Genomic DNA, 12,564 nt, shown 5'->3' with positions numbered 1-12,564 from the left:
CGGCGGCCTGGGGATGGACGGACGCCGCGGCGGTGCCGACGGCATGGGTGTTCGTGGTGACCGAGCGGGAGGCCGTCGGGCGCTGCGGCGGAACCGTACGGGTGGCGGATGCCGACCCGGACGACCCCATCGCCGTGCCCCGGCGGTCGTACTCGGTGTGCAGAACAGTCAAATCTGGCCCCCTCCTGGAGAAGCCGGCCCGGCCACCCGGCGGACCCCGAACGTCAGGGCGTGGCGCCCCACCCGGGAAGGCCGACCGTTTCGACGGCGATCCGGGAGCGCTGCCCGTGCCCCGGAATCAACCACCATGCTTCCCGCCCGGGCAGCCCCCCGGCCATCGTGGTCCACCACGAGATCGGACCCGCCGAGAGATCCCCGCCGATCGGCGGAGGCAACGAAAACGGGCCCCCAGGTGGTCAGGGACACTGGAGGAGTGGGTCGAGGATGCTGTCGGGACACCGCAAAACGGTCCAATCGGGCGCCCGGGGCGGGCCGGGCGGGAAAGTCGGTCCGCGGGGCGGAAACCTGACTCGCCAGTAACGCGTGGTTAGGACGTCAAGCCGTTTTCCCGGTAGAACGACTGGCAGTGCCCGTTCGGGCACCGACGAAGACTCGGGAAGGGCAAAGAGGAGCACCTGAATGAGCACCGCCACGTCCACCCGCCTTGTGGACCGCGAACCGCAGCTGCGGCTGATCGCCGACCGGGCCGCCGGCGCCCGCCGCGGCACCGGCCACGTCCTGCTGCTCACCGGCGCCGTCGGCACCGGCCGGACCGCACTCCTCGCCGAGGCCGCCCGCCGGGCCGCCGCCGACGGCACCACCGTGCTGCGCGCCCGCTGCTCCGCCGAGGAGGCCACCACGCCCTACGCGGCCGCCCGCCAGCTCTTCGACACCGGCCCGACCCCGGCCGGGCCCTACGTCCACACCGCCTGGGCCCCCCGGACGGCCGCCGCGGACCCCACCGAGGCCACCGCCACCGGCACCGAGCCCGACACCGCCGAGTCCACCCTCTGGTCCCTGCTCCGGCTGCACGGCACCCACCACCCGCTGCTGCTCGCCATCGACGACATCCACCTCGCCGACGAGCCGTCCCGCCGCTGGCTGCGCCAGGTCGCCCGCCGGATCGACCGCCTGCCCGCCCTGCTGATCGCCACCGAACGCCGGCAGGCCACCCTCACCGGCCGGACCGACCGCTTCGCCCGCGACCTGCCACCCGAACTCGCCACCACCCTGCGGCTCGCCCCGCTCGGCACCCCGGCGGCCGTCCTCCTCGCCGGACAGCGACTCGGACCCGGCACACCCCCCGCGCTGGCCGCCGACTGCGCCCGCGCCACCGGCGGCAACCCGCTCCTGCTCACCGCGCTGCTCGCCGACCTCGCGGCGACGGACACCGAGGACTGCGGCGAATGCGGGCACGGGGAGGACGCGGCGAAAGGCACCGGGCCCGGTCTGCTCCCCGTCGAGCCCGGCACGCCCGCCGCGGCACCCGCCGCGCTCCCCGCCGGGCCCGCCACCACCCTGCCGCAGGCCCTCCCCGAACAGTGCGGCGCCCTCCCCGGCGGCGCCTTCGCCGAAGCCGTCGAAACCTGGCTGCACGGCGCCGGCGAGCGGGCCGTCACCGCCGCCCGGGTCCTCGCCCGGATGCGCGAACACCCCGCCGCCGACGCCGTCCCCGCCCCCGGCACCCCGCCCCTGGACCCCGTCCCCCTGCTCGCCCACCTCGCCGCCGCCGACCCCGGCCGGCTCACCGGCTGGCTCGCCGACCTCACCGCCCACCACCACCTCGACACCCCCGACGCCGGCCACTGGCCCCGCTTCGCCCACCCCCTGCTCGCCGACGCCGTCCTCACCGGCCACGCCCCCGGCCACCGCGCCGACGTCCACCTCGCCGCCGCCGAACACCTCCACCACGCCGGCGCCCCCGACGAACTCGTCGCCGGCCACCTCCTGCTCACCCCCGCCCCCGCCCCCCACTGGGCCGCCGACACCCTGCGCCGCGCCGCCCGCGGCGCCGCCGACACCGACCGCCCCGCCGACGCCGTCGCCCTGCTGCGCCGCGTCCTCGCCGAACCCCTCACCGACCGCCGGCGCGGTCTGCTGCTCTCCGAACTCGGCAGCCTCGAAGTCACCCTCGGCCCCGCCGAACGCACCATCGGCCTGCGCCACCTCGCCGAGGCCGTCCACCTCCAGCAGACCGACGAAGGCGTCTTCCGCGCCGCCGGCACCCTCGGCGCCGTCCTCGCCACCCGCGGCGACACCGCCGCCGCCATCGAACTCATGGACGAGCTGGCGCACCGCTTCGCCGACCAGGAGGACGTCCTGCACGCCGTCCAGGCCGCCACCGCCCAGATCGCCGCCCACGACGGCCGCAGCTGGCTCCAGGTCGTCGAAGGACTCCAGCGCCTCGCCACCCGCACGCCGCACCGCCTCGCCCCGCCCGCCTACGCGCTGCTCACCGAGTTCGACGCCACCAGCGGCCTGCTCGCCGCGACCGAGGTCGGCGAGCGCGTCCGCGAGCTCGAAGCCGCCCCCGTCGACCCGCTCTGCCGCTCCTACCTGCTGATCTCCCTCGCCACCCTCTGCCAGTGGGCCGACCTGCTCGACGAGGCCGACGCCCTCGCCGTCCGCGGCCTCGACTCCTTCCGCGGCGGCCCGCTCGACCCCGGCTACCAGTGCCTGCTCAGCGTCCGCGCCGAGGCCAGGATCATGCGCGGCGAGTACCAGGCCCTGCTGGAGGACTACGCCCTCACCGCCCCCGGCTCCTCGGCCGGGGCCGCGTCCATCGGCCAGGCCCCCGCCCGCACACCCCTCCCGCCCACCCCCTGGGGTCCACCGGGACTGCCCCGGCTGCCCACCTGGAGCGCCCCCGCCGCCCCCGCCCCCGCCGCCGAGCACCGCCCCGCCGCCGAGGACACCGGCCCCGGCCGCTTCGCCGAACTCCTCGGCCAGCAGAACGCCCACCTCGTCGCCCAGGCCGTCATCGCCCTCGTCGAGACCGGCCGGCTCTGGCAGGCCCACGGCCTCGCCCGCGCCGTCGCCGCCGACCGCGCCCGGGACTCCTGGGAATGGAACGAGTACCTCTACTCCCGGGGCCTGCTCCGCCTCGCCTCCGGCGAACCCGCCGAAGCCCTCGCCGACCTCCTGGAATGCGGCCGCCGCCAGGGCGAACGCCAGGTCCACAGCCCCATCGTCACCCCCTGGCGCTCCGCCGCCGCCGAATGCCACCTCCAACTCGGCGCCCCCGGCCCCGCCGTCGTCCTCGCCGAGGAAGAACTCCGCCTCGCCCGGATCTGGGGCACCCCGCGCACCGTCGGCCGCGCCCTGCGCACCCTCGCCGCCGCCACCGGCGGCCGGCACGGCCTCGACCTCGCCGCCGAAGCCGTCCTGATGCTGCGCACCGCCGAGATCGACACCGAACTCGTCCCCGCCCTCATCACCTACGGCCGGCTGCTCGGCGACGGCGGCCGGCGCGGCGCCGCCCGGCGGGCCCTGCGCGAGGCCGCCGGCCGCGCCGAACGCCTCGGCGCCGTCCGGCAGCGGGCCGCCGCGCTGGAGGCGCTGCGGGCCTCCGGCGCGCGCATCGGCCGCGGCGACCACGCCGGGGCGGAGGCGCTCACCGACAGCGAACTGCGGATCTGCCGGCTCGCCGCCGCCGGGCACTCCAACGCCGAGATCGCGGCCATGCTGCACCTCGCGGTGCGGACGGTGGAGACCCACCTCACCAACAGCTTCCGCAAGCTGGGAGTGCGTCGCCGCCTCGAACTGCCCGGCGTGCTGGAAGCCTGACGGGCAGCACGGGCAGCACGGGCAGCACGGGCAGCACGGGCGGGGCGGCACGGGCGGCACGGGAGCAACGACGCGCGAACGGCCCCGGTCCACAGGGGACCGGGGCCGTTCATGTCGTGGCGCGGCGGCGTCAGGAAGCCGGCACCAGCGCCGCCATCTCGTCCACCGCCCGGGCCAGCTCGGCCACCGGATCGGCCCCGTCAGCCGCCCACGGCTGCCAGGTCAGCGCCCGCAGATACCCGTCCACCGCCAGCGGCAGCCGCCGCCGGACGATCGGCTCCGTCGTCGGCCCCGGCCCGGCCGTGCGCAGCCGCTCCAGCAGCCCCGGCACATTCGCGGCCGGCGGCAGCGGCGCCGAGCCGACGAACGCCGCCAGCTCCTCCAACTGCGGCCACGGCCCCGACCCGGCCGGGACCACCGACACGGCCCCCGACGACGGCGCAGGTGCGGCCCGCGCCGCCCGGGGAGCCGGCGGCCGGAAGTTGAGCGAGGCGCCCAACGGCGACCTCCGCCCGGCCGGCTTCGGCCCCGTGCCCCCGGAGTCCGGCTGCCCGGGCGGATCCTCCCCGTCCGGCGGCTCCGGCGGCTCCGGCGGCTCCAGGGGCTCCGGCGGAGGCGGGGGCGGAGGCGGCCACAGCGCCACCACCGCGACGTACGGCCCGACCACCAGCAGCGCCGACAGCACCACCGGGCTCTGCAGCCCGACCGCCGCCCCCGCCCCCGCCACCGACGCCCCACCCGCCACGAAATGCCGGACCGACGTCAAATACCCCCACACCCGGCCACCGAGCCCACCGCGACCACCCCCGCCACCGTTACTGGTAGCCACGGATCTCCTCGAACGCCCCGTCCAGCGAGCCCGTCCCGTCGAACAGCTTGCCACCCGTCAACTCGGCGATCCCCTGCAACTGGTCCTTCGCCGCGTCACCGAACAGGATCGGGAACACCGGCGTCGCCTTCTGCGCGGACGACAACCCCTCGTAGAACGTCCGGAAGTCCTTGTCCGACGCCCCCTCGTTGCTCTGCCCGTCCGTCATCAGCACGATCGAGGTGAACCGGTCGTCCGCCGCCGCCGACTGCTGCCGCTGGATCACCCGGTACGCCTCCTGCAGCGAGGAATACACCGCCGTCCCGCCGTCCGCCGACAACGCCTGCACATCCCCGTTGATCGAGGCCAGCTCCTGCTGCGCCCCCGCACCGGCCGGCACCGAGTGGGTCTTCGTCGACTTCACCTTCGAGGCGAAGGAGATCAGCGTGACCTCCTCCCGGTCCCGGAACCGCCGCACCCCCCGGGTGTCGTCCGCGCCCGTCAGCCGGCCCATCGCCGACTTCAGGGACTCCAACCGCTGCCCGGCCATCGAACCCGAGGTATCCAGCACGTACACCGTGCGGGACGGCCGGCGCAGCTCGTTCTGGTACGAGGCCAGCAACCCGTCCGCCACCGCCCGGGTGCCGGGGAACGGCAGCTCGTGCCGCCGGTCCGTCGGCAGCCCCGCCGCCGGAGCCACCCCCGCCGTCACCGGACGACGCAGCGTCAGCTCGGAGATCCTCTTCTGCACGTCCTCCTTCAGCAGGTAGGAGGTCAGCCGCTGGAACGACTCCCGCTCCCGCTGCTGCGAAGAACTCAGCAGAGTCAGCGGATAGTTCGCGGAAATCACGCCGTCGGTCGGCCGGACCACGGTGAGCTGCTGGTCGGCGCCCAGCGTCTTGTTCAGCGACAGCAGCACCGACTCGTAGTTCACCAGCGCCCCGATCGAACCCCGCTCGGCCCGGCTGTACGCCTGCGCCAGCCAGCCCGAGGAGCCCGAGGTCAGCTTCTGGCCGGCGAAGAACTGCTTGAGCTGCGGCGCCGCCTTCTGCACATCGGCGTCCGTCAGCGCCGAACCCGCGCCCGAGAACGCCGAGGCCACCGCCACCAGCGCGGAGAACCCGGAGTTCGACCGCGACGGGTCCGCCATGCCGTACGACAGCTTGCCGCCGGACGCGGCCTCCGCCAGATTGCCCCAGGTCACCTTCGAACCGTCACCCCAGCCCAGGTCGCCCAGCACCGCCGAGCGGATACCGAAAGCCACCGGCGAGGCCATGATCGGCGTCTCCGAGAGCAGCTTCGCCTTGCTCCCCTCGTCCAGGTGCAGATACTGGTTCGACGGGAACCAGATCGCGTCGTACTTGCCGTCCGTCCGACCCGAGGACACCGCGTCCGCACCGTCCAGCGAACCCGTCCAGGCGAACTGCACCGTCACCCCGGTCGCCTTCTGCGCCTCCTCCAGCACCGGCGCCATGTCCTGGAGTTCACTGCCGGCCAGCACCCGCAGCACCCCCGGCTGCGCGCTCGGCGCGGGCGCGTCGCTCGGCCCGGGCTTCGGCGGCGGCGCCGGCGACGACGTGCACGCCGCCACCGAGGTCGCCACCAGCAGCGCCAGACCGGCCATCAGGCCCCGCACACCACTCCTGCGCATCGTGCCCGCTCCCGTTCCCATGTCCCCCGTCACTTACTCTTCGTGGCGCCGACCAGGCTCTTCATGACCTCCGGCGTCGGCACCGTGGCCTGCGAGATCTTGGCGGCCCCCAGGTCGGGCGCGAACGCGAACGGCGGCTTCGGGCCGTTCTGCTGCGCGGCCTGGATCTTCGCGGAGAATTCGGTCGCGCCCGCCGTGCCGGACGGCCGGAAGCCGTACTGGAGCTCCAGCTCACGCAGCGCCGGATCGTCGGTCAGCGCGTCGGCGAGCCGCTGGCCCTTGTTGTTGAAGGCGACGATCGTGTGGTCGGACACCACGGTGGTGTCCGGGTAGAGCATCACCATGTCCGTCGGGGCCTTCCCCTTCAGGACCAGTTCGAGCACCTGGGATTCGTACGCCAGCACCAGCGGGCGGCCGTTGCCGGACACGAAGTCCATGAACGGCTCCTCGGTGGAGTTCTTCATGACCCCCTGCGGAGTGATGACCGCACGCAGCTTCGCGCCGATCTGCTCCGTCACGCCTCCGGGTTCCGGGATCACCTGCCCGCTGTTCAGCAGGTAGGACACCATGGCGAGGTACAGGGCGCCGGAGGAGGACGTCTCAGGGTTGGTGGTGGTCAGGAAGATGGATCCGACGAGATCGCCCGGCTTCTCCTCCGCAGGCGGCTTCGGGAGCTGCTGCCAGGTCCGCTTGTCGTCGATGCCTTGGAGGAAGTCCTTCATCGAGAACTTGCAGACGTTGCTCTTCTCGTCGCAGGAGGCCAGTTTGTTCGCCTTCAGTACGTCGGCGGTCTGGGTGCGCGTGACGATCACCAGCGGCGAGTAGAACGGCCGGGTCGGGGTGCTCGTCAGTTTGTGGTCGGCCTTGATCGCCTCGGCGGGCTGCTGGCTCGCCGGGAAGACGAAGTCCAGGTTGTCGTTCTTGAGGTCACCCATCTGCCAGGAGCCGGCGCTCTGGGTGTTCACCACCAGCCCGCGGGCCTTCAGGGCGTTCTTGACCCTCTGGTCGTCGAAGAACGCGCCCTTCTCCGATCCGACCATGCCGGTGAGGGTGGTGACCTCGTCCGGACCGGGCGTGGGCTTGTCCTTCTTGTTCAGGACCGCGAACGCCAGACCCCCGAGTACCAGAAGTACCGTCAGTACTCCGATCACGCGCTTCATGCCGGAAGCTTCCCCCCTCGTCACAACGTTCTCTCCCCACCCGGGTGACGAGCGTCCCGCCGGGACGGGAGCGGGCGCGTAAGTCCTGGTGAACCAGGGGTGAACAGCCCTTCACGGAATCGCATCGGGGATCGAGTGCGGCCGGACTTCCGGGAACCTCTCGCACGCCGGTCCGACGTTGTGTCAGATTGTTCAACTCTCCTTACGGCAACGGCCATCCCGTTGTCCGGACCGGCATCGACGTTACGCGCCGGTAATGCCTACTCTCAGCACTATGCGCCGAGCAAAAATCGTCTGTACCCTCGGGCCCGCCACCGACACCTACGACCAGATCAAGTCCCTGGTCGACGCCGGGATGGACATCGCCCGATTCAACCTGAGCCACGGCTCCCACATCGAGCACGAGGAGCGGTACCGCCGGGTCCGCAAGGCCGCCGACGAGAGCGGCCGCAGTATCGGCGTGCTCGCCGACCTTCAAGGCCCGAAGATCCGCCTCGGCACCTTCGCCGAGGGCCCGGTACTTCTCGAACGCGGCGACGAGTTCACCATCTCCACCGACAAAGGCGTCGAAGGGGACCAGAACGGCTGCGGCACCACCTACCCCGGCCTGGCGGAGGACGTCACCGCCGGTGAGCGGATCCTCGTCGACGACGGCCGGGTCACCCTCGAAGTCGTCGGGGTCGACGGTCCCCGGGTCCGTTGCCTCGTCGTCGAGGGCGGCCTCGTCTCCGACCACAAGGGCCTCAACCTCCCCGGGATCGCCGTCTCGGTGCCCGCGCTCAGCGAGAAGGACATCGCGGACCTGCGCTGGGCCCTGCGGACCGGGGCCGACCTGATCGCGCTCTCCTTCGTCCGCAGCGGCCGCGACGTCGAGGACGTCCACCGGGTGATGGACGAGGAGGGACGCCGGGTCCCCGTCATCGCCAAGATCGAGAAGCCGCAGGCGGTGCAGAACCTCGACTCCATCGTCGACCGCTTCGACGGCATCATGGTCGCCCGCGGCGACCTGGGCGTGGAGATGCCGCTGGAGCAGGTGCCGATGGTGCAGAAGCGGGCGGTCAAGCTCGCCCGCCGCAACGCCAAGCCGGTCATCGTCGCCACCCAGATGCTCGACTCGATGATCAACTCCTCGCGGCCCACCCGCGCCGAGGCGTCCGACGTCGCCAACGCCGTCCTCGACGGCACCGACGCGGTGATGCTCTCCGGCGAGACCTCGGTCGGCAAGTACCCGTCCGAGACGGTCCGCACCATGGCCCGGATCATCGAGGCCGCCGAGGAGGACGTCCTGGCCGACGGCCTGCCCGTCCTCACCGCGGGCAGCAAGCCCCGCACCCAGGGCGGCGCCGTAGCCCGGGCGGCCGCCGAGATCGGCGACTTCCTGCACGCCAAGTACCTGATCGCCTTCACCCAGTCCGGCGACACCGCCCGCCGGCTGACCCGCTACCGCTCGCCGATCCCCGTCCTGGCCTTCACCTACGAACCCGCCGTCCGCAGCCAGTTGGCACTCACCTGGGGAGTGGAGACCTTCCTCGGCCCGTTCGTGCCCACCACCGACGAGATGGTCGAGCAGGTCGACGCCGCGCTGCTCTCACTGGGCCGCTGCGAGAAGGGCGACATCGTCGTCATCACCGCCGGCTCCCCGCCCGGCCTCGCCGGCTCCACCAACCTCGTCCGGGTCCACCACGTGGGCGCCCTGGACAACTGACCCGCCCGGTGCGGCTCCGCCTGGGGGCGGAGCCGCACCGGCGTCAGTGCTTCGGGCCGATGTGGGCGTCCATGAGTGCCACGGACTCCTTGCGGGCGACGGAGATGTTGATCTGACCGGTCGCGCGGGGGGCTGATGCCTTCCACTGCACACCGACCGCGTCGAGGGTGTCGGTGAAGAGACGGATGATGTCGGTCGAGGTGTTGGTGAAGAAGTAGCGCGGGTACTCGTAGCGCTTCGGGACGCCACCGACGGTGCGGGTCGTCCAGTTGGTGATCCGGCAGCCGTCGGAGTGGATCAGGCCGCGAAGGAACTCCCAGGGGTGGGCGTCGACGATCCCCTGCTGCCAGGGTTCGAGGGCTATTCGGCGCAGATGCTTCGGGCCGGTGCCGTGCTGGGGGATCAGGCAGGGCCAGTGCTTGCTGGTACCGACCACGCTGGTGCAGCCGGTGGCGCGCACGCGCGTGACTTTGTTTCGTGGCATGACGGCGGCCATCGCTCGCTCGCACTCGTCGATCAGGCCCGGCCAGGCGTCGCCGCAGGCGATGCGGAGGGCATGGACTTTGCGACGGCCCTCGCTGATGCAGCCGTCGCCGAGGTAGAGGCCGAGAAGGTAGGCGTAGTCGGCGCGAGGCACGGACGGGTTCGGGCGGCCGGAGGGGGCCGGGCAGTCGTTCGGCTTCCGGGGGTCGGGCTGTGTGGTCCACTGCCGGACCGCATAGCGGGAGATCCCGGTGGCGCGGCTCACCTGGCTGAAAGTCAGGCCGGACGCATGGAGGTCAAGGGCGTGTTGCCGTGCGGCCGTGTCGTACATGCGCCCGAGCCTGTGCCGTCAGGGCGCGCATCATCGAGAGTAATGCGAATCTTCATTCGAAGTGATGAAGATCGCCAACCGCTGGGCCGATTTTCATGACCTTGGAAATGAAGGATAAGTGCCCCGGGTGGGATTCGAACCCACGCTGTATGGTGTTTGAGACCATGGCCTCTTCCGCTGGGCTACCGGGGCAACCGCTGAATCGAAGGTTAGCTCCGACCCTGCTGAGTCTCAAACATACCGTGTCTAGGTACCCTCGTGCATGCAGTACCCCGCCGGAACGAGGAGCCCCGTGAGCACCGCCGACGAGCAGGCAGAGCCGCTTGAGACCGATTCGCCCCAGATCACCAGGATTGTGATCGCCGAGGACGAGGCGCTGATCCGCCTCGATCTGAAGGAGATGCTGGAGGAGGAGGGGTACACCGTCGTCGGCGAGGCCGGGGACGGGGCCACGGCGGTCCGGTTGGTCCAGGAGCTGAAGCCGGACCTGGCGATCCTCGATGTGAAGATGCCGGTGCTGGACGGGCTGTCCGCGGCCGAGCAGATCCACGAGGCGCACCTGGCGCCGGTGCTGATGCTGACCGCGTTCTCGCAGCGTGAGCTGGTGGACCGGGCGCGGGACGCGGGGGCGATGGCGTACATCGTCAAGCCGTTCTCGAAGAGCGACCTGGTGCCGGCGATCGAGATGGCCGTGTCCCGGTACACGGAGATGCGGACGCTGGAGGAGGAGATCGCGGATCTCACCCAGCGGCTGGAGACCCGGAAGCTGGTGGACCGGGCGAAGAGCGTGCTGCAGACCAAGTTCGGTCTGAACGAGCCGGCCGCGTTCCGGTGGATCCAGAAGACGTCGATGGACCGCCGGATGACGATGGCCGCGGTGGCCGAGGCGGTCATCGAGGAGGGCGCGGCGCAGGACCGGAAGAAGGCCGAGGAGCCCCCGGTCGCGCCGTCCGCCCCCGCGCCGGCCGCCCCCGCCGCGGACACCCCGGAGCAGTAGCGGTACGGCCGTAGCGGCAGGACACGGCGGAGGGCCCGGCGCGTGACGCGCCGGGCCCTCCGCCGTGGGGCGGGGCGGGGTCAGTCCTCGCCGAGGTACGCCTTGCGGACCGACTCGTCGTGCAGGAGGTCGGCGCCGGTGCCCTGGAGGACGATGCTGCCGATCTCCATGACGTAGCCGCGGTCGGAGAGGGAGAGCGCCGCCTGGGCGTTCTGCTCCACCAGCAGGATGGTGGTGCCGTCGGCCTTGAGTTCGACGATGGTGGCCATGATCTTCTGCATCATGAGCGGCGAGAGGCCCATGGACGGCTCGTCGAGCATCAGCAGCTTGGGCCGGGACATCAGGGCGCGTCCCATGGCGAGCATCTGCTGCTCGCCGCCGGAGAGGGTGCCGGCGGCCTGCTTGCGGCGTTCGCCGAGGATGGGGAAGAGGCCGTAGGCCCGTTCGACGTCCTTGGTGATGCCGTCGGTGTCGTTGCGCAGGAAGGCGCCGAGGAGGAGGTTCTCCTCGATGGTCATGCGCGGGAAGATGTGCCGGCCCTCGGGGGAGTGGGCGAGGCCGAGGGCGACGATCTTGTGGGCGGGGACGGCGGCGAGGGGCTGCCCGTCGAAGGTGATGGTGCCGGCGGTGGGCTTGAGCAGGCCGGACAGGGTGCGCAGGGTGGTGGTCTTGCCGGCGCCGTTGGTGCCGATCAGGGTGGTGACCTCGCCCTGGTTGACGGTGAAGCTGATGCCCTTGACGGCTTCGATCTTGCCGTAGGAGACGCGGAGGTCCTGGACTTCGAGGAGTGCGGTCACTGGTCGGTCTCCGTAACGGGGGCGGTGCCTTCGAGCGGGGCGCCGAGGTAGGCGGTGATGACGCGTTCGTCGTTCTGGACCGTCTCTCGGTCGCCCTCGACGATCTTCTGGCCCTGGACGAGCACGGCGGTGCGGTCGCAGAGGTTGAAGATGAAGCGCATGTCGTGCTCGATGACGAGGACGGAGACGCCCCGGTCGCGGATGGCGAAGACGAGTTCCTCGGCGGCGCGGGTCTCCTGCGGGTTCATGCCGGCGGTGGGCTCGTCGAGGAGCAGCAGGCCGGGGTCGGAGGCGAGGGCGCGGGCGATCTCCAGTTTGCGCTGTTCGCCGTAGGGGAGGTTGCGGGCGAGGTGGTCGGCCTTGCCGGCGAGGCCGGTGAACTCGAGGAGTTCCATGGCCTTGTCGCGGCTCTCCTGTTCGGAGCGGCGGTAGCCGGGGCCGCGCAGGACGGCGGAGAGGAGGCCCTGGTGCATGCGGCTGTGGCGGCCGACCTGGACGTTCTCCAGGACGGTCATGTTGGCGAAGAGCCGGATGTTCTGGAAGGTGCGGGCGATGCCGGCCTGGGTGACGAGGTGGGGTTTGGGCGGGAGGACGGCGCCCTGGTAGGTGACGGTGCCCTCGGTGGGGACGTAGAGGCCGGTGAGGCAGTTGAAGAAGGTGGTCTTGCCGGCGCCGTTGGGGCCGATGAGGCCGATGATCTCGCCCCGGCCGACGGTGAGGGAGACGTTGTTGACGGCGGTGAGGCCGCCGAACCGCATGGTGACGCCGGAGACGTCGAGCAGGGTCTCGGCGGGGGCCGGTGCCGGTGCCGGGGTGGGGGCGGGGGCGTCGGTGGTGGTCATTGGA

9 protein-coding genes and 1 tRNA gene are annotated in these 12,564 nt (G+C 72.1%); 3 read left to right on the top strand and 7 right to left on the bottom strand.

What is annotated here, in order from left to right:
• Positions 1 to 639 precede the first annotated feature (639 nt).
• A complete protein-coding gene (locus ACIQ9P_RS01630) occupies positions 640 to 3,786 on the top strand; it encodes an AAA family ATPase (protein ID WP_402347958.1) in 3,147 nt (1,048 codons plus the stop codon).
• A 130-nt stretch (positions 3,787 to 3,916) separates the two neighbouring features.
• Here the strand turns inward: ACIQ9P_RS01630 and ACIQ9P_RS01625 are convergent, their stop codons facing one another.
• The 3 genes from ACIQ9P_RS01625 to ACIQ9P_RS01615 form a co-directional block, all read right to left on the bottom strand.
• Positions 3,917 to 4,513, bottom strand: coding sequence for a hypothetical protein (locus ACIQ9P_RS01625; RefSeq protein ID WP_402347955.1), 597 nt, complete (start codon positions 4,511 to 4,513; stop codon positions 3,917 to 3,919).
• An 88-nt stretch (positions 4,514 to 4,601) separates the two neighbouring features.
• Positions 4,602 to 6,245 (bottom strand): VWA domain-containing protein, encoded by a 1,644-nt coding sequence (locus ACIQ9P_RS01620; protein ID WP_402347952.1) that lies wholly within the window; start codon positions 6,243 to 6,245, stop codon positions 4,602 to 4,604.
• A gap of 29 nt (positions 6,246 to 6,274) precedes the next feature.
• On the bottom strand, positions 6,275 to 7,405 hold the full coding sequence (locus ACIQ9P_RS01615; RefSeq protein WP_402347949.1) for a substrate-binding domain-containing protein: 1,131 nt from the start codon (positions 7,403 to 7,405) through the stop codon (positions 6,275 to 6,277).
• Between the two features lie 274 nt (positions 7,406 to 7,679).
• Between ACIQ9P_RS01615 and pyk the strand changes: the two genes are divergently transcribed.
• On the top strand, positions 7,680 to 9,110 hold the full coding sequence (gene pyk / locus ACIQ9P_RS01610; protein WP_402347946.1) for a pyruvate kinase: 1,431 nt from the start codon (positions 7,680 to 7,682) through the stop codon (positions 9,108 to 9,110).
• Between the two features lie 43 nt (positions 9,111 to 9,153).
• Here the strand turns inward: pyk and ACIQ9P_RS01605 are convergent, their stop codons facing one another.
• The gene (locus ACIQ9P_RS01605) at positions 9,154 to 9,924 is read right to left on the bottom strand and encodes a transcriptional regulator (protein WP_402347943.1); all 771 of its coding nucleotides are present in this window, start codon (positions 9,922 to 9,924) and stop codon (positions 9,154 to 9,156) included.
• A 119-nt stretch (positions 9,925 to 10,043) separates the two neighbouring features.
• A tRNA-Leu gene (locus ACIQ9P_RS01600) sits at positions 10,044 to 10,116 on the bottom strand.
• Between the two features lie 100 nt (positions 10,117 to 10,216).
• On the opposite strand from ACIQ9P_RS01600, the gene ACIQ9P_RS01595 reads away from it, so the two are divergent.
• Positions 10,217 to 10,921: an ANTAR domain-containing response regulator gene (locus ACIQ9P_RS01595; protein ID WP_402347940.1), complete on the top strand. Its 705-nt coding sequence runs from the start codon at positions 10,217 to 10,219 to the stop codon at positions 10,919 to 10,921.
• Between the two features lie 80 nt (positions 10,922 to 11,001).
• Here the strand turns inward: ACIQ9P_RS01595 and ACIQ9P_RS01590 are convergent, their stop codons facing one another.
• Together ACIQ9P_RS01590 and ACIQ9P_RS01585 are read right to left on the bottom strand one after the other, a co-directional pair.
• Positions 11,002 to 11,718, bottom strand: coding sequence for an ABC transporter ATP-binding protein (locus ACIQ9P_RS01590; RefSeq protein ID WP_093862446.1), 717 nt, complete (start codon positions 11,716 to 11,718; stop codon positions 11,002 to 11,004).
• On the bottom strand, positions 11,715 to 12,560 hold the full coding sequence (locus tag ACIQ9P_RS01585) for an ABC transporter ATP-binding protein (protein ID WP_402347936.1): 846 nt from the start codon (positions 12,558 to 12,560) through the stop codon (positions 11,715 to 11,717). Before ACIQ9P_RS01585 ends, ACIQ9P_RS01590 begins: the two co-directional genes overlap by 4 nt.
• Between the last annotated feature and the right edge of the window lie 4 nt (positions 12,561 to 12,564).

Source organism: Kitasatospora sp. NPDC094019 (genome assembly GCF_044764505.1).
Lineage (GTDB): Bacteria > Actinomycetota > Actinomycetes > Streptomycetales > Streptomycetaceae > Kitasatospora.
Note: the sequence above shows the minus strand (reverse complement) of the source record. Positions and strands in the feature narration are given on the sequence as shown.

Coding starts and splice junctions, on each gene's coding strand:
- ACIQ9P_RS01630 (WP_402347958.1), top strand. CDS start 640: ATGAGCACCGCCACGTCCACCCGCCTTGTGGACCGCGAACCGCAGCTG.
- ACIQ9P_RS01620 (WP_402347952.1), bottom strand. CDS start 6,245: ATGCGCAGGAGTGGTGTGCGGGGCCTGATGGCCGGTCTGGCGCTGCTG.
- ACIQ9P_RS01615 (WP_402347949.1), bottom strand. CDS start 7,405: ATGAAGCGCGTGATCGGAGTACTGACGGTACTTCTGGTACTCGGGGGT.
- pyk (WP_402347946.1), top strand. CDS start 7,680: ATGCGCCGAGCAAAAATCGTCTGTACCCTCGGGCCCGCCACCGACACC.
- ACIQ9P_RS01605 (WP_402347943.1), bottom strand. CDS start 9,924: ATGTACGACACGGCCGCACGGCAACACGCCCTTGACCTCCATGCGTCC.
- ACIQ9P_RS01585 (WP_402347936.1), bottom strand. CDS start 12,560: ATGACCACCACCGACGCCCCCGCCCCCACCCCGGCACCGGCACCGGCC.